This is a genomic window from Streptomyces sp. NBC_00090, assembly GCF_045160815.1.
Taxonomy (GTDB): Bacteria; Actinomycetota; Actinomycetes; order Streptomycetales; family Streptomycetaceae; genus Streptomyces.
In genome coordinates this window covers 6,235,484-6,262,272 of the sequence record NZ_CP108224.1, presented here as the reverse complement: position 1 = coordinate 6,262,272, position 26,789 = coordinate 6,235,484, and the positions used below count along the sequence as shown (strand labels likewise).

Annotated in this window: 17 protein-coding genes and 1 pseudogene; 3 read left to right on the top strand and 15 right to left on the bottom strand. The window is 72.3% G+C overall.

The features are described 5' to 3' along the window. Positions 1 to 4 precede the first annotated feature (4 nt). The 4 genes from OG361_RS28160 to OG361_RS28145 form a co-directional block, all read right to left on the bottom strand. Entirely contained in the window at positions 5 to 1,588 is a 1,584-nt protein-coding gene (locus OG361_RS28160) for an acyl-CoA carboxylase subunit beta (RefSeq protein ID WP_405857910.1), read from the bottom strand. A gap of 153 nt (positions 1,589 to 1,741) precedes the next feature. Further along, complete coding sequence (locus OG361_RS28155; protein WP_405862474.1) at positions 1,742 to 4,072, bottom strand: polysaccharide lyase 8 family protein; 2,331 nt, start codon at positions 4,070 to 4,072, stop codon at positions 1,742 to 1,744. A 127-nt stretch (positions 4,073 to 4,199) separates the two neighbouring features. Next, positions 4,200 to 8,084 carry an endo-alpha-N-acetylgalactosaminidase family protein gene (locus tag OG361_RS28150; RefSeq protein WP_405857908.1) on the bottom strand — a complete coding sequence of 1,295 codons (3,885 nt, stop codon included), beginning with the start codon at positions 8,082 to 8,084 and terminating at the stop codon, positions 4,200 to 4,202. A gap of 180 nt (positions 8,085 to 8,264) precedes the next feature. Continuing rightward, positions 8,265 to 8,774, bottom strand: coding sequence for a hypothetical protein (locus OG361_RS28145; protein WP_384570961.1), 510 nt, complete (start codon positions 8,772 to 8,774; stop codon positions 8,265 to 8,267). Positions 8,775 to 9,075: 301 nt separating this feature from the next. Here OG361_RS28145 and OG361_RS28140 point away from each other — a divergent pair, with 301 nt between their 5' ends. Then, positions 9,076 to 9,687 carry a YceI family protein gene (locus OG361_RS28140; RefSeq protein WP_405857906.1) on the top strand — a complete coding sequence of 204 codons (612 nt, stop codon included), beginning with the start codon at positions 9,076 to 9,078 and terminating at the stop codon, positions 9,685 to 9,687. A gap of 114 nt (positions 9,688 to 9,801) precedes the next feature. Here the strand turns inward: OG361_RS28140 and OG361_RS28135 are convergent, their stop codons facing one another. Both OG361_RS28135 and OG361_RS28130 read right to left on the bottom strand, forming a co-directional pair. After that, the gene (locus OG361_RS28135; protein WP_405857904.1) at positions 9,802 to 10,959 is read right to left on the bottom strand and encodes a serine hydrolase domain-containing protein; all 1,158 of its coding nucleotides are present in this window, start codon (positions 10,957 to 10,959) and stop codon (positions 9,802 to 9,804) included. Between the two features lie 48 nt (positions 10,960 to 11,007). Beyond that, positions 11,008 to 11,454, bottom strand: coding sequence for a DUF4267 domain-containing protein (locus OG361_RS28130; protein WP_405857902.1), 447 nt, complete (start codon positions 11,452 to 11,454; stop codon positions 11,008 to 11,010). A 215-nt stretch (positions 11,455 to 11,669) separates the two neighbouring features. Here OG361_RS28130 and dnaN point away from each other — a divergent pair, with 215 nt between their 5' ends. Continuing rightward, positions 11,670 to 12,854 carry a DNA polymerase III subunit beta gene (gene dnaN / locus OG361_RS28125; RefSeq protein WP_405857900.1) on the top strand — a complete coding sequence of 395 codons (1,185 nt, stop codon included), beginning with the start codon at positions 11,670 to 11,672 and terminating at the stop codon, positions 12,852 to 12,854. A gap of 4 nt (positions 12,855 to 12,858) precedes the next feature. Here the strand turns inward: dnaN and OG361_RS28120 are convergent, their stop codons facing one another. From OG361_RS28120 to ureA, 8 genes and pseudogenes are all read right to left on the bottom strand, one after another. Next, positions 12,859 to 14,199 (bottom strand): hypothetical protein, encoded by a 1,341-nt coding sequence (locus tag OG361_RS28120; RefSeq protein WP_405857898.1) that lies wholly within the window; start codon positions 14,197 to 14,199, stop codon positions 12,859 to 12,861. Between the two features lie 77 nt (positions 14,200 to 14,276). After that, positions 14,277 to 16,577: pseudogene (locus OG361_RS28115) on the bottom strand (glycoside hydrolase family 3 protein); the annotation flags it as partial. A gap of 86 nt (positions 16,578 to 16,663) precedes the next feature. After that, on the bottom strand, positions 16,664 to 18,295 hold the full coding sequence (cimA, locus tag OG361_RS28110; RefSeq protein ID WP_405857896.1) for a citramalate synthase: 1,632 nt from the start codon (positions 18,293 to 18,295) through the stop codon (positions 16,664 to 16,666). A gap of 282 nt (positions 18,296 to 18,577) precedes the next feature. Next, positions 18,578 to 19,918: an MFS transporter gene (locus OG361_RS28105; protein ID WP_405857894.1), complete on the bottom strand. Its 1,341-nt coding sequence runs from the start codon at positions 19,916 to 19,918 to the stop codon at positions 18,578 to 18,580. A gap of 75 nt (positions 19,919 to 19,993) precedes the next feature. Next, positions 19,994 to 20,539, bottom strand: a complete 546-nt coding sequence (locus OG361_RS28100) for a TetR/AcrR family transcriptional regulator (protein ID WP_405862472.1) — start codon at positions 20,537 to 20,539, stop codon at positions 19,994 to 19,996. Positions 20,540 to 20,653: 114 nt separating this feature from the next. Beyond that, complete coding sequence (locus OG361_RS28095; RefSeq protein ID WP_405857892.1) at positions 20,654 to 21,670, bottom strand: agmatine/peptidylarginine deiminase; 1,017 nt, start codon at positions 21,668 to 21,670, stop codon at positions 20,654 to 20,656. A 9-nt stretch (positions 21,671 to 21,679) separates the two neighbouring features. Further along, positions 21,680 to 23,362, bottom strand: a complete 1,683-nt coding sequence (locus tag OG361_RS28090) for an urease subunit alpha (RefSeq protein WP_405857890.1) — start codon at positions 23,360 to 23,362, stop codon at positions 21,680 to 21,682. Then, positions 23,362 to 24,057: an urease subunit gamma gene (gene ureA, locus OG361_RS28085; RefSeq protein WP_405857888.1), complete on the bottom strand. Its 696-nt coding sequence runs from the start codon at positions 24,055 to 24,057 to the stop codon at positions 23,362 to 23,364. Before ureA ends, OG361_RS28090 begins: the two co-directional genes overlap by 1 nt. 145 nt (positions 24,058 to 24,202) lie before the next feature. Here ureA and OG361_RS28080 point away from each other — a divergent pair, with 145 nt between their 5' ends. After that, the gene (locus OG361_RS28080) at positions 24,203 to 25,624 is read left to right on the top strand and encodes a cytosine permease (RefSeq protein ID WP_405857887.1); all 1,422 of its coding nucleotides are present in this window, start codon (positions 24,203 to 24,205) and stop codon (positions 25,622 to 25,624) included. 49 nt (positions 25,625 to 25,673) lie between these two features. Here OG361_RS28080 and OG361_RS28075 read toward each other — a convergent pair whose 3' ends face one another. After that, positions 25,674 to 26,762: a branched-chain amino acid aminotransferase gene (locus tag OG361_RS28075; protein ID WP_384570926.1), complete on the bottom strand. Its 1,089-nt coding sequence runs from the start codon at positions 26,760 to 26,762 to the stop codon at positions 25,674 to 25,676. Between the last annotated feature and the right edge of the window lie 27 nt (positions 26,763 to 26,789).

Genomic DNA, 26,789 nt, shown 5'->3' with positions numbered 1-26,789 from the left:
CCTCTTACTGAGGCGGGTTGCCGTGCTTGCGGGACGGCAGGTCGGCGTGCTTGGTGCGGAGCATCGCGAGGGACCGGATGAGCACCTGGCGGGTGTCGGTGGGGTCGATGACGTCGTCGACCAGGCCTCGCTCCGCCGCGTAGTACGGGTGCATCAGTTCGGCCTTGTACTCCTTGACCATGCGGGTGCGCATGGCCTCGGGGTCCTCGGCGTCGGCGATCTGCTTGCGGAAGATCACGTTGGCGGCGCCCTCGGCGCCCATGACCGCGATTTCGTTGGTGGGCCAGGCGTACGTCAGGTCGGCGCCGATGGACTGGGAGTCCATGACGATGTAAGCGCCGCCGTACGCCTTGCGCAGGATCAGGCTGATCCGGGGCACGGTCGCGTTGCAGTACGCGTACAGCAGCTTCGCGCCGTGGCGGATGATTCCACCGTGCTCCTGGTCGACGCCGGGCAGGAAGCCGGGGACGTCCAGAAGAGTGATGATCGGGATGTTGAAGGCGTCGCACATCTGCACGAAGCGGGCGGCCTTCTCGGAGGCCTCGATGTCCAGGACACCGGCCAGCGACTGGGGCTGGTTGGCGACGATGCCGACGACCTGGCCGTCGAGCCGGGCCAGCGCGCAGATGATGTTGCGGGCCCAGCGCTCGTGGATCTCCAGGTAGTCGCCGTCGTCGACGAGCTCCTCGATGACCTTGTGCATGTCGTAGGGGCGGTTGCCGTCGGCCGGGACCAGGTCCAGGAGGACCTCGGAGCGGCGGTCGGCCGGGTCCTCGGAGGCGACGGCCGGCGGGTTCTCGCGGTTGTTCTGCGGGAGCATCGACAGCAGGTAGCGGACCTCCGCGATGCAGGTCTCCTCGTCGTCGTACGCGAAGTGCGCCACCCCGCTGGTCCCGGCGTGCACGTCGGCGCCGCCGAGGCCGTTCTGGGTGATCTCCTCGCCGGTGACCGCCTTGACGACGTCCGGACCGGTGATGAACATCTGCGAGGTCTCACGGACCATGAAGACGAAGTCGGTCAGCGCCGGGGAGTAGGCCGCGCCGCCGGCGCACGGGCCGAGCATCACCGAGATCTGCGGGATGACACCCGAGGCCCTGGTGTTGCGCTGGAAGATCCCGCCGTAACCGGCGAGCGCGGAGACACCCTCCTGGATACGGGCGCCCGCGCCGTCGTTCAGCGAGACAAGCGGAGCACCCGCCGCGATCGCCATGTCCATGATCTTGTGGATCTTCGTCGCGTGCGCCTCACCCAGCGCGCCACCGAAGATCCGGAAGTCGTGCGCGTACACGAAGACCGTCCGGCCCTCGACCGTGCCCCAACCCGTGATCACACCATCGGTGTACGGCTTCTTCGCCTCCAGGCCGAACCCCGTCGCCCGATGCCGCCGCAACTGCTCGACCTCGTTGAAGGAACCAGGGTCGAGCAGCAGCTCGATGCGCTCGCGCGCGGTCAGCTTGCCCTTCGCGTGCTGGGCCTCGGTGGCGCGGTCACTCGGGCCACGGAGAGCCTGCTCGCGCAGGACGTGCAGCTCGGCCACTCGGCCACGGGCGTCAGCGGGCTCGCTCGGGATCTGGTCCACAACGGTCATGTACCGACCCTATGGAATCCAACAAGAAAACCCCGCAGTCGACTCCGTACAGTCTCCCGTGTCGAATCCTGGTGGGGCCGGACAGAACCGTCGCCCGCCCGGCCCGAGTCAACAGCCGAACACCCCTCGTGTTTGTAGGGTCTCCATAGAAGACTAGACGAGGACTTCACAACGGTGCGTGGCGCCACCGGCACCGGGAGTGATCCGCAGCCGGAGCGATGCCCCGGTGGCGAGCACCTCCACCGAGGGGTCGTGGGTGAGCACCCGGCGCACCGGTCCGTCCCAGACGAGCTCCAGCGGCTGCCCCGTGCGGGGCGGTTCCGCGACCCGCAGATCGAGCACCGAGCGGCGCCTGCGGACGAGGGCGCTCGCCGGGGCGGTGACCGTGAGGCGGCCCACCGTACCGGCCTGCCAGAAGTTGGCGGCCGTGAGTCCGAGGGACGGGACGGCGACCGCCTGACGCTCGGCGGTGTTGTCGAGAACGTGCAGCCACTCCGGGTCCGCGGCGCGTGCCGCGATCCCGCGCCGGGAGGCGCCGGGCATCAGGAGGTACGTGTACGAGGCGGCGGCCGGGTCCGTGCCGTGGTCCAGCCAGAGCGTCCGGTACCGGCGGGTGCGGCGCTCGGGAGAGCTGGTGGTGTTGATGTCGCTCCAGGCCCCGGTGCGGTCGTCGAGGAGGGTGCGGAGGTTCCCGGCCCCCTCGGGGAAGACCCAGCCGCCGTGGCCGTCCAGGTGCGCCCAGCGCTCGCCGGTGGTGAACGCCCGGTCGCCGCTCTCGCCGAGGAGGCGGTTGTCGACGACGGTCTCGACGGGCACCCCGTCGGCCGCGGTGATCCCCGCCCCGAGGCAGATGACCGCGTCCGCCGCGCAGAACCAGGACTTCCGGGCCTCCAGCGTGGAGCCGAGTCCCTTGACGTGCTGGCCGACGGCCGCGTACTCGCCGTCGGTGGCTCCGCCCACCCACCGTACGGCCGGCTTGGGCGCTCCCCACTCGCCGCCGGCCCGGTCGGCGAGGCGCTTGGTGGAGACGGTGGTGCCGGGGAGGCGGTACGGGTCGACGGTGGGCCAGAACCAGTCGGTGTACTGGTCCCCGAGGTCCGGGGTCCACCAGGAGAGCATTCCGGCACCGGTGTGCCAGCCGCGCGGGTTCTCGCCGTTGCCGCACTCGTAGTACGAGATCCGGTTCGAGGCCATGGAGATGTTGGCGGCCCAGCCGGGGCGGCGGTGCACGGCCCGGTCCATGGCGGCGAAGAGCCGGTGGCCGGTGGGTTCGGGGGCGGCGGGGACGGGTGCGGCGGCGACCGCGTGCAGCCGGGCGAGGTCGGCGACGCCGAACTGGCGGGCGGCGAGGATCGGGGAGACGGTGTCGCGCCTGATCCACCCCTTCACGCGCGCGTGCCACCGGTCGCGCTCGGCGACGGAGGCCCCGCCGGCCAGGAGCGCCATCGCCGCGATCACGCCCTGACCGTGGAAGTGGTCGGAGCGCATGATCCGGCGGTCGTCGTTCTTGAGGAGGCCCCGGCTGATGGCGCGGCCGTTGACGCTGTCCATCATCAGGCCGTCGTAGATGAGGGGCGCGTAGGCCTTCTCGACGCTGTCGAGGACGATCTGCCGGTTCGGGTCGGTGACGGCCCAGGTGGACCCGGCGAGGAGCGAGAAGAGCCGGCCGAGTCCGTCGAGCATGACCTGTCCGTAGGTGCCCGAGTAGGCGACCCAGGTGTGCTGGACGAAGGAGCCGTCGGCGTAGAGGCCGTCGCCCTGGGTGACGTACGGGAAGACGGGCGAGAGGGCGTCGCGGGCGAGGGCGATCTTGGCGGGGTCCGCGCCGAGGACACCGCGCAGGGCGACCGAGCGGCAGAGGTCGACGCGGTTGGCGCCGGTGGAGGTCCCGCTGTACTCCGTGAGCACCGAGTCCGGGACGAAGTGGTCGACGGCGGCGCAGGCGGCGGCGATCCGTTCGGCGCCGAGGTGCGGGTGGAGGGCGGCGACGATGTCCATGAGGAGGCGGGGGCTGCCGATCTGCCACTCCCACCAGTTGCCGTAGCGGGGGGCGCCCGCGCGGTAGACCGTGGCGGAGAGGTGGTCGAGGCCGGTCAGGACGGCGGCGAGGAGGCTCGTGTCGCCGGTGAGGCCGGTGCCGGGCTGCGCGTACGCCTGGGTCATGGTCCACAGGCGGCTGTAGCTCTGGGTGATGCCGGCCGGCGGGTCGAAGGGGACCCCGGGCCAGAGGGTGGTGGGCGTGGGGGCCATGGAGGCCCGGAAGGTACGGGCCAGTGTGCCCGTCTCGGCGAGTCGCGAGGCGTAGGGCTCGGCGCCGGCGTCGAAGCCGGAGCCGAGCTGGAGGTCGAGCCAGCGGAGCCGTAGCGCCTCGAACTCCCCCTCCGCCTCCGCCGCGTGGGCGAGGGGGAGCGGGAGTCCGAGGGCGGCGGAGGCGGCGGACGCGGTGATCAGGAAGGTGCGGCGGGACCAGGCGGGGACGGGCACGGGCACGGGAGCCTCCCGGGGGAAGTGGTGGAGACCGTTCGCCGCCTGGTGTAACACCGGATTTCCGACGCAATCAATGAGCACGGCACCGGCCGGCCGTAAGCGCTTGCCGTCCGGTGCCGGGTGCTCAGCTCCCGCAGTGGAAGCGGGCGTTCCCCCAGTCCGCGTGGTCGTTGCCGTTGCCGTCGCCCCCGTCGTCGACGACCAGCTCGACGTAGGAGGCGCCGGTGACGTCGGCGGTCAGCGACCAGGCGGTGTCCGTGGCCCCGAGGACCGGGGACTTCACCTTCTCCGTACCGTCCGCGAGGACGCTGAACCGGACCGTGCCGCGGCTGGTCTGGACGTCGTCCACCCCGACCTCCGCGGTGAGGGAGGTGCAGCGGCCGCCCAGGTAGTAGCGGACCTTGGCGGGGGCGTGGCTGCCGAGGCCCTTGGCGTACGTCACTCCCCCGATCCGCAGCGGGGAGCCGTCTCCGGTGCCCGTCTCGCCGTTGGAGAGGTCGCGCTCGACGGGTCCCCAGCCGTTGGTGGCCGAGGTCCAGTCGAGGTCGCTCGCCCAGCTGTCGGCGGTGGGCGGCGGGGGCAGGGTGCGGACGGTGGTGGCGGCGGTGAGCTTCCGCTCGCCTCCCCCGAGGGCGTACGTGACCCCGGCGGCCAGGGTGTAGGGCCGGTAGGCGGCGTCCACGGGCGGGGTCACCCGCCAGGTGACGGTGGTGCTGCCGCCCGCCGCGACCGTGTCGAGGGCGACGGGCGCCGCCGGTTCGGCGGTCCAGCCCTCGGGGAGGGTGAGCGCGGCCCGGGCGCCGGTGATCGCGGCGGCCTCGTCGTTGCTGAAGGCGGCCGTGATCTCGTTGGCGCGGCCCGGCTCCAGGGTCTCCGGGGCGGTGAGGGCGAGCGTGCCGCAGGCGGCGCGCTCGGCGGCCGGGCCGAGGTCGGTGACGGTGAAGGAGTCGAGGACGAAGTCGGCGCCGTCGGGGGCGTCGCCGCGCTTGCGGAGCCCGGTCCAGGTGTCGCCGCAGCCGGCCGTCACGGTCTCGGAGAAGTGCCCGGTGGTCCGCTGCTGCCCGATCGGGGTGCGGCGGGTCTCGACGGCCGGCCCGTTGCCGTTGGTCCGGTCGTAGCCGGTGACCCACTCGTACGCGCCGGCGTGGCTGGACTGGTAGTCGTACTCGACGCGGTAGCTGTTCCCGTCCTTCATCGGGACGGTCCAGGGCGCGGTCCGGTAGACCAGTCCGCTGTTCTCGTCGTGCGACTTGAGGGACTCGGCGCCGCCGATGACGTCGTCGATCGGCTTCCCGTTCCAGCCCGCCTGTGTGTAGGGGGCGTGCAGCTGGGCGATGTGGGTGCGGGGGTCGGTCGTGCCGCCGGAGTCACCCTTCAGGAAGGGGCCCCAGCCCTGGTCGACGGCTTCGAAGTCCTCGTACACGGCGGCTCCGGCCTTCGTCGCCGGGTCGTTGGCCACGATCCGTACGTCGTCGATCCGGACGGTCGCCGCACTGCCGCTCGCGGCCTCGATCCGCAGCGGGGCGGACCCGTCGGCGGGGGCGGTGAAGGTGACCTTGGCGCGCTGGAGGCGGGTGCCGTTCCAGTCGGACGCGGCGACCCGGTCGTCGAGGGCGGAGCGCTCGACGGTGACGGTCCGGCCGCCGGCGGAGAGGGTGGTGGGGCGGGTCTTCCCCGGCTCGACCTCGATCAGGGCGGAGGCGGTGTACCGCTCGCCCGGGGTGAGGCCGGTGATCCGCTGGCGTACGGACGCGGTGGCGGAGCCGCTGAGCTTCGCGCTGTTGCGGCCCTGCGCGTCGGTGTCACGGGCGACGGTGCCCGCCTTGGTCCAGGAGCCGAGCTTGGCGTCGTTGAAGCCGGGGTCCTTGACCGGGGTGCCCTGGCCCCACTTCGGGGCGGTCCGGGCGGGCGCGCGGTCGGGGTACAGGACGTAGGGCTGCCCGGCGACGGCGTCCAGGGTGATCTTCCCGCCGGTGGGCCGCACGGTCGCGGTCTTCACGCGGCCGTTGTCGGTGAGCTTGTACACGGAGTACGAGCCGGCGCCCGCGGGGACGGCCCAACTGCTCGTGCCGCCGGCCTTGTTGTAGTGGTAGAGCTTCCGGCCGCCGCCGGCGTCGCCGTCGGCGTCCCAGGGAAGGAGGTAGTTCTCGCCGTCGAGGACCTTGCGGCCGTTCTCGTGGAAGGTGCGGCGGCCGTTCTCGACGGTGCCGCGGACCCCGTCGGTGAAGGTGATGTCGTTGCCGTTCCAGCGGGTGATCCGGTGCTGCTGGAGGTACTTGGCGGGCAGGTTGCGCTGCCAGATGTTGGCGGTGAAGTCGTTCCAGTCGGTCTCGCCCGTCCAGCCCTCGAAGTCGACGAGCGCGGTCTGGCCGAGGACCGGATGGTTGTTCCAGACGTCCTTCTCGCCGTTGCGGATGAAGCGGACGATCTGGGAGTTGAGGCCCTTGTTGGTGGCGCCGCCGTAGTCGAGGTCGTTGGCCCAGTGGGACCAGAGGGAGGCCCGCTCGAACTTCTCGGACCACTCGGTGGCGATGTTCCAGCCCTGCTTCTGGACGGCCTGGACCGTCTTGTCGGCGATCCAGCCGTGCGTGGAGTAGACGTCGATGTAGAGCGCGGAGAGGTTGGGGTCGGTCTCGTCGCGGAGCTGCTGGAAGCGGCGGGCGAGGTCGCCGCTGTTGATGTCCCGGCGCTGGTCGATGTAGTAGCTCTGGTTGAGCCAGTTCCAGCCGGGCTTGGTCCTGTCGACGAGGGTCTCGCTGAAGTTCCTCGCCTCGGGGTACGACTCGGTGGCGTTGACGTGGACGCCGAAGCCCGCGCCCCACTTCTTGCCCTCCCTGAGGAGGGTGTTGAGGTCGGCGAGGCCGCCGGCGCGCTTGTTGTAGTTGCCGCCGTAGTCGGGGTGCGCCGAGTCGTGGCCCTCGGAGCCGTACCCCTTGAGCAGGGCGAACTGGCCGAGCCCGTCGGTGGCGAGCGAGATCCGCTTGACGTCGTCGAGGGTCCGCAGGAAGGGGTGGGTGGCCTGCGAGGCGAAGTTGAACGGGATGTGGGCGACCACCCGGTCGGGGGTCTGCTCGCTGCCGGGGGCCTTGATCCCGATCGTACGGAAGGCGAGGGCACCGTCCTGCCAGTCGGTGGTGCCGTCGGCGTTGGCGTCGGGGGTGACGACGACCTTGGCCCAGGGCAGGCCGTCGCCGCTCTCGGGCAGCGGGGCGCCGGCGCCACGGTAGGTCCACTGGCCGGACCAGACGCCGACGCGGGTCTCGGGGCCGGTCGCCGAGGTGTGCGTACGGGCCTGGTGCCAGAAGCGGGCGCCGTCGCGGGCGGAGGCGCCGGAGGGCTTGTCGTAGCTGGAGTTCGACTCGACGGCTGCGGCCAGCTGTCCGGTGTTGACGATCGCGTAGCTCGCGCCGACAGGTGCGGTCTCCGCCGGGGTGCCCGCGGTGACCTGGGCGAAGACGTCGGCGGTACGGGTGGAGTCCGGGTCGAGCCGGGTGAAGGCGGTGGCGGCCCCGCCGTCCGCGGACCCCACGGAGACGAGGTCGTGGCCGGGTATGTCGAGCGTGCCGACGCGGAAGGCCTCGGTGTCGCGGACGGCGGTGACCCGGAAGGTGGTGGTCCGGCCCTCGACGCTCAGGCTCGCGTCGATCTCGACGCCGGGGAGGGTGGGGAAGGCGAGGGTGTACGCGGCGGTGGCGGCGGTCAGGACGGGGGCGCCCTTGGCCTGGACTGCGTAGGCGGTGCCGTTGAGGACGACCTGCGTGACCGGGGCCGTACTGCCGAGGATGCGGGCGCCGCCGGCCCGGTCGGTGTACGAGAGGACGCGGGGGAAGTCCTCGGCGACGGCGACGGAGAGCTGCGGGGAGGCGATGACGGCCGCGGCGGTGGCGGCGTCCTCGGCGAGTCGCGCCCGGGGCTCGGCGACGGCGGGCCCGGCCAGGGCGAACACGGCGGATGAAGCGGCGGCGAGCGCGCAGGCCGCACGGATCCTTCGCGAAGGGGGGAGGGGCATGCGCACTAGTTGGCCCCCGTCCCCGCGGCACCGTCAACGAGATCGCGCACTGAGGGCCCCTCCAGTCCAAGAACCCCCTTCGGTTAGTCCAAGTGACGTCCGAAGGGGGCTTCTTGGGGTACGGCGGGGGTCGGCGGGGGTCAGCAGCCGCCGCAGTTGTAGGGCGGGGGTCGGCGGGGGTCAGCAGCCGCCGCAGTTGTAGAAGGTCACGTCCCAGTGGTTGCCCTCGTCGGCGTAGACGTTGCCCGCGCCGGACCTCCACTGCGGGGCTCCGTCACCACGCAGACCGATGTAGGTGAAGGTGTTCTTGATGTAGTTGCCGAGGCAGGTGTACTTGCTGAAGTCGAGCTTGTAGCCGTTCCAGTGCGAGTACGTGCCGCTCGCGTGCCCGGTCTCGGTGCCGCCGGTGATGTTGAGGGCGCAGCCGCTGGCGCTCCTGAGGGTCTGGGCGCCCTGGGCGGTGGCGAGGTTGAGCTGCTCGAAGGACGTGCAGGTCGAGTTGTACCGGTTGGAGCAGTTGCCGGACGACGACCAGGTGATGCCGGAGGAGCTGAACATCGAGGTCGCGGTGGCGTGGCTGATCTTGGTGACCGCGTGGGCCTCGCCGGCGGCGGTGAGGACGCCGACGCCGGGCGCGAAGAGCGCCCCGAGGACGAGGGCCAGGGCGGTGAGGACGGAGCGGAGCTTCATCGGGAGTGCCTCCTGCTGGTGACCGTGACGGTTGGGGACGGCGGTGCAGGTGGTGCCGGTGGCGCGGGTGAAGCCGGTGGAGCGGCTGGTGCGGGTGAATCCGGTGGCGCGGGTGGAGCCGGGGAATCCGGTGGCGCAGGGAGATGGTGCCGCAGTTCTACGCGCGTCCGATAGAGGGCGTCGGCCGTCTTTCGGCGCCGCCCGGGTGAACATCTTCCACAGATGTTGAAAGTTGAACGGAATGGGTCTACAGTCATTCTCGTTGAAGGTTCAACAAACGCCGATCAAGGAGCTGTCAGTCATGGGTCTCTTCACCCGCAAGAGCAACGAGTCCGCCGTCGCCACCGCCACCCTCCCCGTCGACCCGGCCCTGGCCGCCCTGACCGGCGACTACACCATCGACCCGGCCCACAGCAGCATCGGCTTCACCGTCCGCCACGCGATGGTCACGAACGTCCGCGGCACCTTCGCCGAGCACGAGGGCGCGCTGAAGCTGGACGGCTCGAACCCGGGCGCCTCCTCCGCCTCGATCGACGTCCAGATCGCCTCCATCGACACGGGCATCGGCGACCGCGACGGCCACCTGCGCAGCGGCGACTTCTTCGACGCCGAGCAGTTCCCGCTGATGAGCTTCCGCTCCACGCAGGCCGAGCAGCTGGGCGGCGACAAGTACCGGGTCACCGGCGACCTGACGATCAAGGACGTCACGAAGCCGCTCGCCATCGACCTGGAGTTCAACGGGACGGCCACCGACGTCTACGGCAACGAGCGCGTCGGCTTCGAGGGCTCGGCCGAGATCCTGCGCTCCGCGTGGGGCCTGACCTGGAACGCGGCCCTGGAGACCGGTGGCGTGATGGTCAGCGACAAGGTCAAGCTGAACTTCGACATCTCCGCGATCAAGGCCGCCGCCTGATCGACCGGTCAGCCGCCTGACCAACCCGGTCCGCCGCCCGACCAACCGGCCACACGAGCGCGCCCGCCCTCCGCAGCAGCGGAAGGCGGGCGCTCGGCGTTCGCGCGGGGCCGGTCAGCCCGCCTTCGCCGCCGCCTCGACGACGGCCGGGACCAGACGGTCGTTCTCGGCGGCGCCCGGGCCTCCGGCGAAGGCGAAGCGGCGGCGGGCGTAGCTGTAGGCCAGGCCGGTCGCCGGATCGGCGAAGGCCTGGGAGCCGGGGGCGCCGCTGTGGCCGACGGCGGCCGGGCTCAGGGACGGGTGGCGGGTGGCCAGCGGGACGAAGCCGAGCCCGAAGGCGTTCTCCGCCCCCGTCACCAGGTCCGTGCCGGCCGAGTGGATCCGGGCGACCTCGGCAAGGGTGTCGGGCGCGAGGAGCGGGGGGCGGCCGTCGAGCTCGCCCGCGATCGTCGCGTACATCCGCGAGAGGCCGCGCGCGGAGCCGATGCCGCCGCCGGAGAGCGGCGCCCGCTCGCGTACCGCACGGGAGTTGGCGTAGCCGACGATGTCGAAGGGCGGGTCGGCGTGGAAGTTGAACGCGATGGCCATGAGGCTGTCCGGGGCGATCGGGTTCTCCGCGAGGAGCGCCTGCTCGGCGGGGGTGGGCAGCATCGGCAGGGCCGTACGGAAGCGCGGCTCCAGTTCCTCGGGCAGGCCGAGGTGGTAGTCGATGCCGTACGGGGCGCGGACCCGCTCCTCGTACAGCTCCTGGACCGTCCGGCCGGTGGCCCGCAGGACCACCTCGCCGACGAGGGCGCCGATGACCAGGGCGTGGTAGCCGTGGCCGGTGTCGGGCTCCCAGTAGGGGCGCTGCCCGGCGAGGCGGGCGGCGATCAGGCGGTCGTCGGCGAGCTCTTCCGGCGAGAGGCCGCCGTCGGCGCCGATCACTCCGGAGCGGTGGGCGAGCAGCTGCCGGAGGGTGATCGCCCCCTTGCCCTCGGCGGCGAACTCGGGCCACCAGGAGGAGACTTCGCGGTCCGGGTCGAGCTCGCCCTCCTGGACGAGGAGGGCGGTGACCAGTGCCATGACACCCTTGGAGGAGGAGTAGAGCCCGAGCAGGGAGTCCCCGTCGACCCCGTCACCGCCCCAGAGGTCGACGACGAGGCGGCCGTGGTGGTGGACGGCGAGCTGGGCGCCTCCGTCGCGGGCCTCGTTCGCGGCGATCTCCGCGAACACCTCACGTACGGACTCGAATCCGGGCTCCACCGTGCCGTGGACGCGGACGTCGCTCATCGCACTCTCTCCCCTGCGTGCCGTTGCGTGATCAGACCGTGGACGTGATCAGACCGTAGAACGGTGGAGGGCGCGATTCCCTTCCCGCGCGGCCGAGTTCGTCCCGGCTCCGTCCCGGGACGTCGCGAAGAGCAGACCGGCGGTGAGGAGGACCACGACGCCGGTCGCCGCGTGGATGCCGAGCGCCTCGGCGTAGCCGCCTCCGTGGGCGAGGACGGCGAGGGCGTCGCCGAAGGGGACGATCGCGAGGAGCAGCATCACCCAGGCCAGCGGGCGGCGCTTGCCGAGGGCGAGCAGGGTGAGCACGATCGCGCCGTTGGCGAGGTCGCGGACGGCCTTGAGCGCGAAGTATCCGGCGGCGTCGCCCTCGGGCCAGGAGGGGATGCCGAAGCCGGCGGCGGCGGTCTCCGGGGCGAACAGGAAGTTGATGCCGAACCAGAGGCAGGCGAGGCCGAGGAGGACGGACAGGACGGTGGCGGCGCGGTACTGCTTCATGGTTCCCCCAGGGAGTGAATCTAGCGGCGCTAGGACTGATAGCACCACGCTAGACCTATCAGCGCTCTCTTGTCTAGCAGTGCTAGAAATCAATCAGGTCCTCACAGCAGCAGCGCCGAGAGCGCGAACGAGCCGAACGTCATCGCCTGATCGTGGACGCGGCCGGAACCTGCTGGTCAACGCCGTTGTCAGTGGCGGTCGCTAGCGTCGTCGGCATGGAATTCCGTATCGACGGCGACGTGTTGACGGACGCCGTGGCCTGGGCCGCGCGCGTGCTCCCGGCCCGCTCTCCGATGCCCGTCCTCGGCGGGCTGCTCCTGGAAGCGGCGGAGGGCCGGCTGCGGGTCTCCGGCCTCGACCACGAGGCCTCCGCCCGCATCGAGGTCGAGGCCGACACCCTCGTCGAGGGCCGGGCCCTGGTGCTGGGACGCCGGCTCCTCGACATCTGCAAGGTGCTGCCGCGCGGTCGCCCGGAGCTCGCCGTGGAGGGCGCCCGCCTCACGGTGACCTCGGGAGACGCCCGTTTCGGCCTCTCGCTGCTGCCCGTAGACGACTACCCGGCCCCGCCCGCGCTGCCCGAGGTCCGGGGCCTGGTGGACGGGGACGCGTTCGCCACGGCCGTCGGCCAGGTGGCGGTGGCCGCGGGCCGGGACGACTCCCTGCCGGTCCTGACCGGGATACGGCTCGCCCTGGACGGCACGACCATGACGGTGGCGGCCACCGACCGCTACCGCTACGCGGTCCGCTCCCTGGAGTGGCACCCCGACGCCGGGAGGGGCACGGCGGCGGCCGAGCAGTCGGCCGAAGCCGCCGGGTCCGCCGGGTCCGCCGACGTGGTCGTCCCGGCCCGCCGGCTGACCGAGATCGCCCGCTCCCTGGCCGGGACCGGCCCCGCCCGTCTCGCGCTCGACTCCGGCTCGATCGGCTTCGAGAGCGGCGGCATGCGCACCACCACCCGGCTGCTCGACGGACGGCTCCCCCGCCACGACAAGCTCTTCGCCCTCGGGGAGCACACCCTCGCGGTCACGGAGCGGGCGCCGCTGACCGAGGCCGTCAGACGGGTCGCGGTGGTCGCCGAGGGCGACAGCCCGGTCCAGCTGACCTTCACCCCCTCGGGAGTCCACCTCCAGGCGGGGTACGAGGACGACGTGGCCTCCCAGCACCTCCCCGGCTCCTTCGCCGGGACAGGGACCGGGACCGGGACGGGGACCGATACCGGGACCGGGACGGGGTCCATGACCGTCGCCTTCAACCCGGGCTACCTCCTGGACGCGCTGAGCTCCCTGGACGCCCCGGAGGTCCGCTTCCACCTCCTCGGCCCCGGCCAGCGGGCCCTCCTCACCGACGCCCCGGAGCCGACCCACCGGCATCTGCTGATGTCGGTGAAGCCCCTGGTCTGACCGGTCAGAACCCGCCCCCGCCGTCGAATCCGCCGCCTCCGCCGAAGTCACCGCCGCCAAAGCCGCCCGAGTCGCCGCCGAAGCCGCCACCCGACCCGAAGTCGCCGCCGCTGAAGTCACCGCCCCCGAAATCGCCGCCGCCGTACTCGGAGGCGTACGCGGGGGTGGCGAGCATGGAGCCGAGCATGGTGCCCATGAGGAGGCCGGGGAGGAGGCCGCCGCCGAAGTAGCCGCCGGCCCAGGGGCCGTAGGCGGGGCCCGCCTCCCAGTAGGGGCGGCGGCCCGAGTCCGTGTCGACGGTGCGGGCGAGGGGGTCGAGGCCGTCGTCGAGGCGGGTCGCGTCGACGGTGCAGACCGGGACCTGACGGGCGGTGCCGCCGGCCGGGGTCCAGGTGCGGTCCTCGGTGGAGGGGCCGTGGCGCGGGTCGAAGAAGCAGGGGGAGCGCCGCTCGGGCAGCGGGCGGGACTCACGGCGGGCGGCGAGGGCGGCGAGGGAGAAGCGGCCGTCCTCCAGGGACTCGGTGACCGCGCGGACGTCGTGCGGGTGGGTCGCGGAGCCCATGAGGGACTTGGCCTTGTCGTACGAGTCGAGGGAGCGTTCGTAGTCGTCGCGCATGGCGTCGTCGGCGCCGGGTTCGCCGGGGTGGAAGTCGAGGCGTTCGAGTTCCTCGCCGAAGGCGGTGATGTCCTCGTCGACGACGACCCGCAGCTTGTCGAGGGCGGCCCGCTCCTCGGCCTCCTTGCGGAGCCTCTTGCGGCGGACGACGGCGTAGGCGCCCGCGCCGCTCACGGCGACGACGGCACCGAGGGTGACGAGTCCGGCGACGGGGACCCCGGAGTCCGTGCCGACGGAGCCCCAGGAGTCGGGGGCGGAGCCGCGCATCGCGGGGAGGGCCTGGTCGACGAAGTCGTTCAGTTGGGTGGCCGTGTCGGCGCCGGGCCCGCTCACGGAGGTCACGAGGTTCTGTACGGCGGCCGGGGACATCACGGAGGGGTCGACGCCCGCGTCGAACCGGTCACCGAGCCGCACGGCGTACAGGCCGGTGACCCCGGTCTGGGCGCGCAGGTTGTCGATGAGGCCATTCGGGGGGAACTCCGCCGACGCCGGCAGGACGGCCACGAGGAGCGGCTTGTCCGCGTCCTTGATCTTCTGGGCGAGGGCGTTCGCCTCGGCCTGCGAGAGCTGGTCGGCGGCGCCCGGGTCGACGTACACCGGGCCCTGTTTCAGGGCCGCGGCCGCGTCCGGGATCCCCGCGGCCCTGGCGCCCGCAGAGGGGGCCAGGGCCAGGAGCAGCAGCAGGAGCAGCCCGCCCAAGGCCGACAGCAACGGAATCCTCGTCCTCATACCACCTGAATTACCCCAAAACCGTCATATTCAGACCTCCCGATCGGACTGTTGTGCGGTCAGCTCGCGCCGGCCCGGGTGGTGAGGCCCCAGCCGTAGGGGAACTGCGGGTCGTAGTCACGGTCGCCCGCGTTCAGGGGCAGCTGCTCGGCCGACTTCGGCCAGCTCAGCGGCAGGCGTCCGGTGAAGGCCCGCCGGCCGTAGAGCACGTCGGCGACGCCGTCGCCCTCGCTGCCCGGCAGCCAGGAGGCGACCAGGGCGTCGATCGCGCCGAGCCGGTCGCCGATCAGCTGCGGACGTCCGGAGACGACCAGGACCGCGCACCGCATCGCGGCGCAGACCCGGTCGACGGCCTTCTTGTCGTCCGCGGACAGTTCCAGGTCGTGGCCGTTGACGCCGACGTCGCCGACCCCCTCCGCGTACGGCGTCTCGCCGACGACGACCACGCCCACGTCGTGTCCCGCGGTCGGCGCCGAGGCGTCCTCGGAGTAGGTGACGTGCGCCCGCGGGTCCGCCCTTCGGATGCCGTCCAGAACGGTGGTGCCCCGGATCTCCCGCCCCCCGGCGCCCTGCCAGCCGACGGTCCAGCCACCCGCCTGGCTGGCCAGGTCGTCCGCGTTGGACCCGGCGACGTACAGCCGCCGCCCGGTGCGCAGCGGCAGCACGCCCCGGCTGTTCTTCAGCAGCACCTGCGACCGGGCGACGGCCTCGCGGGCCGCCGCCCGGTGTTCGGCGGAGCCGATCCCGGCGAGGTGGGTGGTGTCGGCGTACGGCTTCTCGAAGAGGCCGAGGCGGAACTTCTGCTCCAGCACGCGGCCGGCCGCGTCGTCGATCCGGGCGAGGGGGATCCGGCCGGCGGCGACCTCGTCCGCGATGATCCGGCCGGACTCCTTGTACGTGAGCGGCGCCATGTTCATGTCGATGCCGGCGTTGACCGCGTCACGTACGTCGGTGACCGCGTCGCCCGGCATCTGGTCGACGGCCTCCCAGTCGCTGACGACGAGCCCCCGGAACCCGAGCTCGCTCTTCAGCAGCCCGCTGATCATCTCGCCGTGCGCGTGCATCTTCACCGGCCCGCCGCGCTCGCCGGTCAGGTCGAGCGAGGAGAACGAGGGCATGACGGCGCCCGCCCCGAGTCCGATCGCCCGCCGGAAGGGGGGGAGGTGCACCGCCTCCAGCTCGCCCCGGTCGATCCGGGTGACGCCCTGGTCGATGACGTACGGGGGGCGACCGGAGCCGTAGGCGGTGCCGCCGTCCCCGACGAAGTGCTTGGCGGTGGCGAGGACCTTGTCGTTGCGGGCGAGGTCACGGCCGTCGGCGGCGCCCTGGAGGCCCCGCACGGCGACCGCCATGGACGCCACGAGCTCCGGGTCCTCGCCGAAGGACTCGTACGTACGGCCCCAGCGCACATCGCGCACGACGCACACGCAGGGCGCGAAGTTCCAGGCGATCCCCGTCGCCCTCGTCTCCTCGGCGGTGATCGCGGCGAGCCGCTCGACGAGCGCGGGGTCGCGGGTGGCGCCGAGCCCGATGTTGTGGGGCATGACCGTGGCGCCCTTGACGAAGGCGTGGCCGTGCACGGCGTCGGTGGCCAGGAGCAGCGGGATCTGGAGGCGGGTGGCACGGGCGTACCACTGGTAGGTGTCCGTCACCTTCCGCCAGGCCTCGGGGGTCTGCGCCGGTGAGCCGTCCGGCTCGGCCTCGTAGATCACCGAGCCGAGGGCGTAGGAGGTGATGTCCTCGTGGGCGGCGAGGCCGTTGCGGCCGGCCTGGGTCATCTGGCCGGCCTTCTCGGCGAGCGTCATCCGCCCGAGGAGGTCGGCGACCCGTTCCCGGACGGGGCGCGCCGGGTCGAGGTAGGGCAGCCCGTGCGCGTCCACGACGACCAGCGGGGCACGCTCCGGCGCGGTGGCACCGGTGACGTCGAGCGTGACCGGCACGGCCTCGGCGGTCTCGGGCACGCGGTCGCGGAGGGTGGCGACCTCAAGGGTGCGCGCGGCCCCGGGCCTGCTTCCGGCGGGGAAGGTCACCGTGCCGGAGGCCGCCCGGTAGTCCCGGCCGGGGGCCGCGACCCCGGCACGAGGGGCGCGCGTCGGCGCGGCCGCCCGGTCGCCCGGTCCCGCCGCGGTGGCGGGGCCGGGGGCGGTCGCGGCCGTCGTCCAGCCGACCGTCACCGGGTGGGTCAGCGGGCGGGCGGAGTCGACGGTGAGACGGACGCGGGCCGTGGCCCCCTCGGCCACCGTGGTGACCGGGGCGGCGGTGACGCGTACCGGGTCCGGGGGCCGCGTGGTCGGGTGCACGGCCTCCGTGGCCGTGGCTGTGGCTGTCGCCGTGAGGCATCCGGCGAGGACGGCGCCGGACGCGACGGCCGCCGCCATGCCCGTCCGCGCCGCCCGGAACGTATGACCATTCATACCGGACATGCTGGGGCGTACCGGCCCCGGAGGGCCGGTACGACGCGCGGCTACTCGGCGGGGTCGACCCCGGCCCGGAGGAGTCCGTAGGTGAAGGCGTCCTCCAGGGCCTGCCAGGAGGCCGCGATCACGTTCTCGCCGACGCCGACCGTGGCCCACTCGCCGTTGCCGTCGCTGGTGGTGACGAGGACCCGGGTCGTGGACTCGGTGCCGTGGCGGCCCTCCAGGATGCGGACCTTGTAGTCGACCAGCTCGAACTTGGCGAGCTGGGGGTAGATCCGCTCCAGGCCCACCCGCATCGCCCGGTCGAGGGCGTTGACCGGGCCGTTGCCCTCGGCGGTGGCGACGATCCGCTCGCCCTTGGCCCAGAGCTTCACGGTGGCCTCGTTGGCGTGGATGCCGTCGGGGCGGTCCTCGACGATCGCGCGCCAGGACTCCGTACGGAAGTAGCGGCGGGCCCGGCCCTCGGCCTCCTCGCGGAGCAGCAGCTCGAAGGAGGCGTCGGCCGCCTCGTACGTGTAGCCCTGGAGCTCGCGCTCCTTGACCCGCTCGACGACCCGGCCGACGAGCGCGCGGTCGTCGCCCAGGTCGACGCCGAGCTCCTTGCCCTTGAGCTCGATCGAGGCGCGGCCCGCCATGTCGGAGACGAGCATCCGCATGGTGTTGCCGACGAGCTCGGGGTCGATGTGCTGGTAGAGGTCGGGGTCGACCTTGATGGCGGAGGCGTGGAGCCCGGCCTTGTGCGCGAAGGCGGAGACGCCGACGTACGGCTGGTGGGTGGAGGGCGTGAGGTTGACGACCTCGGCGATGGCGTGCGAGATGCGGGTCATCTCGGCGAGGGCGCCCTCGGGGAGGACCTTCTTGCCGTACTTGAGTTCCAGGGCCGCGACGACCGGGAAGAGGTTGGCGTTGCCGACCCGCTCGCCGTAGCCGTTGGCGGTGCACTGGACGTGGGTGGCGCCGGCGTCGACGGCGGCCAGGGTGTTGGCGACGGCGCAGCCGGTGTCGTCCTGGGCGTGGATGCCGAGGCGGGCACCGGTGTCGGCGAGGACGGTGGCCACGACGGCCTGGATCTGGGCGGGGAGCATGCCGCCGTTGGTGTCACAGAGGATGACGACGTCGGCGCCGGCCTCGTACGAGGCGCGGACCACGGCCTTGGCGTAGTCCGGGTTGGCCTTGTAGCCGTCGAAGAAGTGCTCGCAGTCGACGAAGACGCGGCGGCCCTGGGCGGTCAGGTACGAGACGGTGTCGCGGACCATCTCCAGGTTCTCGTCGAGCGTCGTGCGCAGGGCGAGCTCGACGTGCCGGTCGTGCGACTTGGCGACGAGGGTGATCACCGGAGCGCCCGAGTCGAGCAACGCCTTGACCTGCGGGTCCTCGGCGGCGTTGCCCCCGGCCCTGCGGGTGGCGCCGAAGGCGACGAGCTGCGCGTTCTTGAACGCGATCTCCTGCCGGGCGCGGGCGAAGAACTCCGTGTCGCGCGGGTTGGCGCCGGGCCAGCCGCCCTCGATGAAGCCCACGCCGAAGTCGTCGAGGTGGCGCGCGATGGTCAGCTTGTCCGCGACCGTGAGGTTGATGCCCTCACGCTGCGCCCCGTCGCGCAGCGTCGTGTCGAAGACATGGAAGCTGTCGTCGACGTGGTGCTCGTCGAGGCGCCGGCTCTCGCCGTTCTCCGTGGTCATGACTGTGATGGCTCCTGTCGGATGTGGCTCCGGAAGGTCTGGATCCACTTGCCCCCATTCTCACGCGTCGTCCGTTTCCGGCAGGGGTGGGGCCGGAAAACGAAAAAACCCCTCGCGGGTGCGAGAGGTCTGCGCGCGGGTCTGGGGCACGGTGTCCACTGCCGCGGGGATCGTGCCGCGATTCAGTGGCCACTGCGGACCGGCGCGCCGCTGCCGATAATCATCGTGGTAGCAAGCACGCCGGAAGTCTGACACAGGTGAGGGGCCGTCGGGACGGCGATCTCACGATACGGGCAGCTGATCTCGTTTCTGTCCGGGCAGGGTGTCGGGGCCGCCGGAGCCGGAGCCGCCGACCCGGCCCAGGTCGATGTCCCGGGTCTCCCGCATCGAGAGATAGACGATCAGGGAGACGGCCGCGCAGCCCGCGACGTACCAGGCGAAGCCGGACTCGATGCCCGCGTCCTTGAACCACAGGGCGACGTACTCGGCGGTGCCGCCGAAGAGGGCGTTGGCGATGGCGTACGGGAGGGCGACGCCGAGGGCGCGGATGCCGGTCGGGAAGAGCTCGGCCTTCACGCAGGCGTTGATGGAGGTGTAGCCGGTGACGACGAGGAGCGCGAGCAGGGAGAGGCCGAGGGCCGGCCAGAAGGAGCCCGCGTGCTTCAGCATCGACAGGATCGGCACGCTGAGGAGGGTGGAGCCGACCGCGAAGGTGATGAGGAGCGGGCGGCGCCCGATCCGGTCGGAGAGCCGGCCGGCCAGCGGCTGGAGGCAGGCGAAGACGATCAGGGCGCAGAAGGAGACCAGGGTCGCGGTCTGCTTGGGGAGTCCGGCGGAGTTGGAGAGGTACTTGGTGAGGTACGTGGTGTACGTGTAGTAGGCCACGGTCCCGCCCATGGTGAGGGCGACCACGAGGAAGGCCTCGCGCCGGTGCGCCCAGAGCGCCTTGAGGGTGCCCTGCTCGCCGCGGGCGACCCCGTCGCCCGCGCTCTCCTCGTACACCTCCGTCTCCAGCATCGTGCGGCGCAGGTAGAAGACGACGGCCGCGCCGAGGGCGCCGATGACGAACGGGATGCGCCAGCCCCAGCTGTGCAGGGCCGCGTCGGACATGGTGCGCTGGAGGACGATCAGCAGTCCGAGGCCGAGGACCTGCCCCGCGGTCATCGACACGTACTGGAAGCTGGAGGCGAAGCCGCGGTGCTCCGGCGCCGAGGCCTCCGTGAGGTAGGTGGCGCTGGCGGCGTACTCGCCGCCGACGGAGAGGCCCTGGAGGAGGCGGGCGACCAGGAGGACGGCGGCGCCTCCGTAGCCGGCGACGGCGTAGGTGGGGGCGATGGCGATGAGGAGCGCGGAGGCGGACATCAGGGTGACGGTGAGGGTGAGCGCCGTCTTGCGGCCCTTGCGGTCGGCGACCCTGCCGAGGAGCCAGCCGCCGACGGGCCGCATGAAGAATCCGACGGCGAAGATGCCGGCGGTGTTCATGAGTTTGGCGGTGTCGTTCCCCTCGGGGAAGAAGGCGCCCGCGAAGTAGGTGGCGAAGCTCGCGTACACGAACCAGTCGAACCACTCGACCATGTTGCCGGCGGAGCCGACCCAGATCTTCTTCCAGTGATCTCGTCCCATGGACCGGAACCGTGCCGGAGGTCCCACCCGGGCAACAAGGCTGTAGCGCGCAACGATCCTGTGTACTTGCGTGCGTTACGGTCGCGGCAGCAGGTCCTGCTCGATGAACTCCCGTACGTGGGCGAGGACTTGCTCGCGCCCGGTGCCCGGAATCCCGACGGCCACATGCACACTGAAGCCGTCGAGCAAAGCCCTCGTACGGGTGGCGAACCGGTCCGGGTCGACCGCCCGGAACTCCCCCCGCGAGACCCCCTCGGCGAGGATCGCCACGAGGTCCCGGTGCCAGGCCCCCTCGATGGCGGCCTGGCGGGCCCGGGCGTCGTCGTCGGCGTTCTGCGACCGGTTCCAGACCTCCAGCCACAGGGTCCAGTGCGGATCGCGCGGCCCGTCGGGCACGTACACGTCGACGTACCCGTCGAGCCGCTCGCGCGCGCTCCCGGGCCCGGAGAGCAGCGCGCTCCGCTCGGCACCGAGCCGCCCCTCGCTCCACTCCAGGGTCTGCAGCAGCAGCTCGTCCTTGGTGCGGAAGTAGTAGAGCAGGTGCCCACTGCTCATCCCGACCTGCCGCCCGAGCCCGGCCATGGTGAGCCCGTCGAGCCCGCGCTCGGCGATGGTGCCCATGGCGGCGGCGAGCACGTCCTCGCGGGGCGGGGCGGCCTGGTTGCGGCGGCGGGGGTGGGGCGGTGGGCTGCTGCTCTGACTCACTCGTACGTTCTACCTCATGGCCCGCCCGGCTCAGACCTTCGGCTGCTGCTGGGTGATGCAGTGGATACCGCCCCCACCTGCGAAGATCGTCCGCGCGTCGACCAGGGTCACGGTGCGCTCCGGGAAGAGGCGGCGGAAGATCTCGGCGGCGAGTTCGTCGTGGGGGTCGTCGAAGGCGCAGAGGACCACGCCGCCGTTGCAGAGGTAGTGGTTGATGTACGAGTAGTCCACCCACTCCCCCTCCTCGTCCTTGAGGACGGTGGGCGCCGGGATCTCGACGACCTCCAGGGGGCGGCCCTGGGCGTCGGTCCGGCCGCGGAGGATGTTCACGTGCATCCGCGAGCGCTCGTAGTCCGGGTGGGCCGGGTTCTGCTGGCTGTGGACGAGGACCGTGCCGGGGCGGGCGAAGGCGGCGACGATGTCGACGTGGCCCTGGGTGCCGTAGAGGCCGTAGTCGCCGGTGAGGCCGTTGGGGAGCCAGATGGCCTTGGTGGTGCCGAGCTTGGCGTGGATCTCGTTCTCGACCTGCTCGCGGGTCCACTCCGGGTTGCGGCCGGCGCCGAGCTGGACGGTGTCGGTGAGCAGGACCGTGCCCTCGCCGTCGACGTGGATCGCGCCGCCCTCGTTGACGAGGGGGGAGGCGAGTACGGGGACGCCGGAGAGGTCCGCGACATGGCGGGCGATCTTGGAGTCGTGCTCCCAGCGGGCCCAGTCCTGGGCGCCCCAGCCGTTGAACACCCAGTCCACGGCGGCCAGTTCGGTGCCGTTCGTGACGAAGGTGGGGCCGATGTCGCGCATCCAGGCGTCGTCGAGCTCGCGCTCGACCAGGTCGATCTCCGGGCCGAGGAGCTCGGCGGCCGACTCCGCGTCGCCGGGGGCGACGACCATCGTCACCGGCTCGTGGCGGCGTACGGCCCGGGCCACGGACGCCCAGGCGGTGCGCGCCTCGGCGAGCTCCTCCTCGTTCGTGAAGGTGGGGTTGGGGCTGGGCCAGGCCATCCAGGTGCGCTCGTGCGGCATCCACTCGGCGGGCATGCGGAAGGTCATCACAGGGTCCTAGAGGAAGTAGAGGCGGTTGAGGGAGACGGACTCGACCGCCTCGGAGCGGATCGGCGAGCCGTCGAGCGAGACGAGGCCGGTGCGGTCGTCGACCTGTACGTCTCCGGTACGGGAGTTGAGGAGCAGGTCGGCCGGTCCGATGCCGCGCGTGCCGCGCACGGGGACGCGGCGGCGGCGGGTCGGCATCGCGTCGGAGCCGAGGTCGACGGCGGCCTGCGCCACGAACGCGACGGAGATGTCCGCGGCCGTGGCGCCATGGGCTCCGAACAGCGGTCCGAGGACGAGCGGCTCACAGGTGTCGGTGGCGGCGTTCGGATCGCCCACGACCCCCCACGCGGGGAAGCCGGACTTCAGCACCAGCTGCGGCTTGGCGCCGAAGAACTCCGGCCGCCACAGCACGATGTCGGCCAGCTTGCCGACCTCGATCGAGCCGATCTCGTGTGCGAGGCCGTGGGCGATCGCCGGGTTGATGGTGAGCTTGGCCAGGTAGCGGAGGACGCGCGCGTTGTCGTCGTGCGCGCCGTCGCCCTCCAGCGAGCCCAGCTCGGCCTTCATCTTCCCGGCCATGGCGAAGGTCCGGCGTACGGTCTCGCCGGCCCTTCCCATCCCCTGCGCGTCGGAGGAGGTGATCCCGATCGCGCCGAGGTCGTGCAGGACGTCCTCCGCGCCCATCGTCCCGGCCCGGATCCGGTCGCGCGCCATGGCGGCGTCGCCGGGGAGGTCGGTCTTCAGGTCGTGGACGGAGACGATCATCCCGTAGTGCTCGGCGACCGCGTCGCGGCCGAAGGGCAGGGTGGGGTTGGTGGAGGAGCCGATGACGTTCGGCACGCCCGCCATCTTCAGGACGTTGGGTACGTGTCCGCCGCCGCAGCCCTCGATGTGGAAGGCGTGGATCGTCCGGCCGTCCAGGACCCGGAGGGTGTCCTCGACGGAGAGGCACTCGTTGAGGCCGTCGCTGTGCAGGGCGACCTGGACGTCGTGCTCCTCGGCGACGCGCAGTGCGGTGTCGAGGGCGCGGGTGTGGGCGCCCATGTCCTCGTGGACCTTGAAGCCGCTCGCCCCGCCCTCGGCGAGGGCCTCGACGAGGGGCGCCGGGTCGGAGGACGAACCGCGGGCCAGGAAGCCGATGTTGACGGGCCAGGCGTCGAAGGCGTTGAAGGCGTGGCGCAGCGCCCAGGGCGAGTTGACGCCGACGCCCCAGACGGGGCCGAACTCCTGGCCGATGACCGTGGTGACGCCGCTCGCGAGCGAGGCCTCCATGATCCGGGGCGAGAGGAGGTGGACGTGGGTGTCGACGGCTCCCGCGGTGGCGATGAGGCCCTCGCCGGAGACGATCGAGGTGCCGGTGCCGACGACGACGTCGACGCCGTCGAGGGTGTCGGGGTTGCCGGCCCGCCCGATGGCGTGGATCCGGCCCTCGCGGATGCCGACGGACACCTTGCGGATGCCCTGGACGGCGTCGATGACGAGGACGTTGCTGATGACGACGTCGCAGGTCTCGCGGACGGCGGCGGCCTTGAGGTGGAGGCCGTCGCGGGCGGTCTTGCCGAAGCCGGCGAGGAACTCGTCGCCGTGCTTCTGGGAGTCGGACTCGACGCGGACGACGAGCCCGGAGTCGCCCAGGACGACGCGGTCGCCGGCGCGGGGGCCGTGCACGGAGGCGTACTCGTACGGGTCCATCAGTTGCCCTCCTCGGACGGGGCTCCCAGGTAGCCGCAGGCCGCCGCGCGGCGCAGGGCCTCTTCCTTCGCGCCGGGCGCGTCCAGCGGCCCGTCGACCAGGCCGGCGAAGCCGATGGCGACGCGCGCGCCGCCGATCGGCACGAGGCCGACCTCGGCCGCGCCGCCCGGGCCGAAGCGGAAGGAGGCGCCGGCCGGGATGGCGAGCCGCATGCCGTAGGCGGCGGCCCGGTCGAAGTCGAGGCGCGGGTTGGCCTCGAAGAAGTGGAAGTGGGAGGTGACGCTGACGGGCACGGTCGCCGTGTTCCGTACGGGAAGGGTGAGCGCGGGCGCCGGCTCCGGGTGCTCGGGGCCGGGCAGCAGGGCTCCCGGCGCCTCCTGGCCGAGGCTTCCTCCGCCGATCGGGTCGGAGACGACCGCGAGGCGGGAGCCGTCGTCGAAGACGGCCTCGACGTGGACCTCGGTGACCACGTCGGCGACGCCGGGGAGGACGTCGTCGGGGCCGAGGACGGAGCGGGCCGCGGCGATCGCCTCGGCGAGTCGTCTGCCGTCCCGGGCCGCCTCGCACACGGTGTCCGCGATGAGCGCGGTCGCCTCGGGGACATTGAGCCGCAGGCCCCGGGCCCGGCGGGCGCGGGCGAGCTCGGCGGCGCCGAAGAGCAGCAGCCGGTCGCGTTCCGTGGGGGTCAGTCGCACGTCCGAAACACCTCCTGTTTGAGCGACACTCTAAATGTTGAGACGCGAGCCGCCAAGGATTGACGTGGCCGACAGGCGTAAGTCACATTGAGCGTCACTCTAAATATGCAACCGCTCCCGTCCCCCAGGACCCCCAGGAGGCGCCATGCCGATAGAACAGCGCGGAGTCGACACCATCCCCGAGGCCGAACGCACCAGCGGCCCCCGCGACCTCGTCTCGATCCTGCTCGGCTCCAACCTCTGCCTGGGGGTGATCGTCTTCGGCTGGCTCCCGGTCTCCTTCGGCCTCGGCCTCTGGGCCTCGGTCACCTCCGTCGTCGCCGGCACCCTCGTCGGAGTCGCCGTCACCGCCCCGCTCGCGCTCGTCTCCCTCCGTACCGCCACCAACCTCTCCACCTCCTCCGGCGCCTTCTTCGGCGTCCGCGGCCGGCTCGTCGGCTCGGTGGTCGGGCTGCTGCTCTCCCTCGGCTACACCGCGCTGACGCTGTGGATCGGCGGAGACGTCATGGTCGGGACGCTGGCCCGGCTGGTCGGGCTGCCGACCGGCGGCGCCTCGCACGCCGCCGTCTACGCGCTGCTCGCCGCCTGCACGGCGGTCGCCGCGGTGTACGGCTACCGGCTGCTGCTCAGGCTGAGCAAGGCCCTCGCGGTCGGCATGACGGTGCTCCTCGCCCTCGGCCTGGTCGCCTACTCCGGGGACTTCACGACGGCGGCGGTACCGGAGACCCCGTACCTGCTCGGCTCCTTCTGGCCGACCTGGCTGCTCGCCGCGGTGGCGGCCGGACTCAGCGGGCCGGTCGCCTTCATCACCCTGCTCGGCGACTACACCCGGTACATCTCGCCCGCCCGGTACAGCGGGCGGAAGGTCTGGCGCGCCACCTGTCTCGGCCTGCTGGTCGGCCTGCTGGTCCCGCAGCTCTTCGGTACGTACACGGCGCTCGCGGCCCGCGGGGCCCTCGACTACGCGGGGCCGCTCGTCGACGCCTCCCCCGCCTGGTACCTGGTGCCGCTGCTCCTCGCGGCCACCGCCGGGTCCGTCGGCAACGCCGGGCTGATGCTGTACTCGATGGGGCTCGACCTCGACGCCATCCTGCCCCGGGCCACCCGGGCACGCGCCACGCTGGTGGTCGCGGCGGTGGCGACGGCCTTCGTCTTCCTGGGGCACTTCGCCTCGGACGCCCAGACGGCGATGACCTCGTTCGTCCTGCTGCTCACCGCGATCGGCACCCCGTGGGCGGTGATCACCCTGATCGGGCACGTGCGCTGCGGGGGGACGTACGACCCGGAGGCGCTCCAGGTCTACAACCGCCGCTCGCGCGGCGGGATCTACTGGTTCTCGGCGGGCTGGCACCCGCGCGCCACCGCGTCCTGGGCGGTCGGCGCGGCGGTCGGCCTGGCCGGGGTGTCGACGCCGCTCTACGAGGGGCCGCTGCTCGCCCTGACGGGCGGGATCGACTGCAGCTTCGTGCTGTCGGGGGTCGTGGGCGGGGCGCTGTACGCCGCACTGACGCCGAACAGGGCTCCCGGGACCGTGACGGCCCCGGAAGCCCTGGTGGGAACCGAGTAGGAGCTCGCGAAGTCGCCGCTCGCAGGTCGGCGACCACGCGGGTCGGCGACTAGCCCAGTTCGTGCATCCAGCCGTGGGCGTCCTCGGCCTTGCCGGTCTGGACGGCGAGCAGCGCGTCGCGCAGCTTCATCGTGATCTCGCCGGGCTCGCCGCCCGACTGCTGCCACTCGCCCCGCTCGGACTTGACCGTGCCGACCGGGGTGATCACGGCGGCGGTGCCGCAGGCGAAGACCTCGGTCAGGGTGCCGTTCGCGGAGTCCGCCTGCCACTGGTCGATGGAGACGCGGCCCTCCTCCGGCTCCAGGCCGAGGTCCGCCGCGAGCTTCAGCAGCGAGTCACGGGTGATGCCGGCGAGCAGCGAGCCGGTGAGCGTCGGGGTGACGAGCTTGTTCCCGTACACGAAGTACAGGTTCATGCCGCCGAGCTCCTCGACCCACTTGTGCTCCACGGCGTCGAGGTAGGCGACCTGGTCGCAGCCCTTCTGCGCCGCCTCGGCCTGCGCGAGCAGGGAGGCCGCGTAGTTGCCGCCGGTCTTGGCGTCACCGACGCCGCCGGGGACGGCGCGGACGCGGTTCTCGGAGAGCCAGATGGAGACGGGCTTCACGCCACCGGGGAAGTACGGGCCGGCCGGGGAGGCGATGACGACGAAGAGGTACTCGTTGGCAGGGCGGACGCCCAGGCCGACCTCGGTCGCGATCATGAACGGGCGCAGGTAGAGCGAGGCCTCGCCGCCGTGCTCCGGAACCCACGCCTTGTCCTGCCGGACGAGGAGGTCACAGGCCTCGACGAAGGTCTCGACGGGCAGCTCCGGCATGGCCAGACGGCGGGCCGAGGACTGGAAGCGGCGCGCGTTGGCGTCCGGACGGAAGCTGGCGACCGAGCCGTCGGGGCGGCGGTAGGCCTTCAGGCCCTCGAAGATCTCCTGCGCGTAGTGCAGGACGTTCGTCGCCGGATCCAGGTGCAGCGGGCCGTACGGCACGAGCTGGCCGTCGTGCCATCCGCGACCCTCGGTCCACCGGATGGTGACCATGTGGTCGGTGAAGTGGCGGCCGAATCCGGGGTTGGCCAGGATCGCCTCGCGCTCCGCGTCGGACAGCGGGCTGGAGGAGGGCTTGAGCTCGATCGTGGGCGTCGTCATGAGTGCGTGTCCTTCACCGGTTGTGTG

Coding starts and splice junctions, on each gene's coding strand:
- OG361_RS28160 (WP_405857910.1), bottom strand. CDS start 1,588: ATGACCGTTGTGGACCAGATCCCGAGCGAGCCCGCTGACGCCCGTGGC.
- OG361_RS28150 (WP_405857908.1), bottom strand. CDS start 8,084: ATGCCCCTCCCCCCTTCGCGAAGGATCCGTGCGGCCTGCGCGCTCGCC.
- OG361_RS28145 (WP_384570961.1), bottom strand. CDS start 8,774: ATGAAGCTCCGCTCCGTCCTCACCGCCCTGGCCCTCGTCCTCGGGGCG.
- OG361_RS28140 (WP_405857906.1), top strand. CDS start 9,076: ATGGGTCTCTTCACCCGCAAGAGCAACGAGTCCGCCGTCGCCACCGCC.
- OG361_RS28135 (WP_405857904.1), bottom strand. CDS start 10,959: ATGAGCGACGTCCGCGTCCACGGCACGGTGGAGCCCGGATTCGAGTCC.
- OG361_RS28130 (WP_405857902.1), bottom strand. CDS start 11,454: ATGAAGCAGTACCGCGCCGCCACCGTCCTGTCCGTCCTCCTCGGCCTC.
- dnaN (WP_405857900.1), top strand. CDS start 11,670: ATGGAATTCCGTATCGACGGCGACGTGTTGACGGACGCCGTGGCCTGG.
- OG361_RS28120 (WP_405857898.1), bottom strand. CDS start 14,199: ATGAGGACGAGGATTCCGTTGCTGTCGGCCTTGGGCGGGCTGCTCCTG.
- cimA (WP_405857896.1), bottom strand. CDS start 18,295: ATGACCACGGAGAACGGCGAGAGCCGGCGCCTCGACGAGCACCACGTC.
- OG361_RS28105 (WP_405857894.1), bottom strand. CDS start 19,918: ATGGGACGAGATCACTGGAAGAAGATCTGGGTCGGCTCCGCCGGCAAC.
- OG361_RS28100 (WP_405862472.1), bottom strand. CDS start 20,539: ATGGGCACCATCGCCGAGCGCGGGCTCGACGGGCTCACCATGGCCGGG.
- OG361_RS28095 (WP_405857892.1), bottom strand. CDS start 21,670: ATGACCTTCCGCATGCCCGCCGAGTGGATGCCGCACGAGCGCACCTGG.
- OG361_RS28090 (WP_405857890.1), bottom strand. CDS start 23,362: ATGGACCCGTACGAGTACGCCTCCGTGCACGGCCCCCGCGCCGGCGAC.
- OG361_RS28080 (WP_405857887.1), top strand. CDS start 24,203: ATGCCGATAGAACAGCGCGGAGTCGACACCATCCCCGAGGCCGAACGC.
- OG361_RS28075 (WP_384570926.1), bottom strand. CDS start 26,762: ATGACGACGCCCACGATCGAGCTCAAGCCCTCCTCCAGCCCGCTGTCC.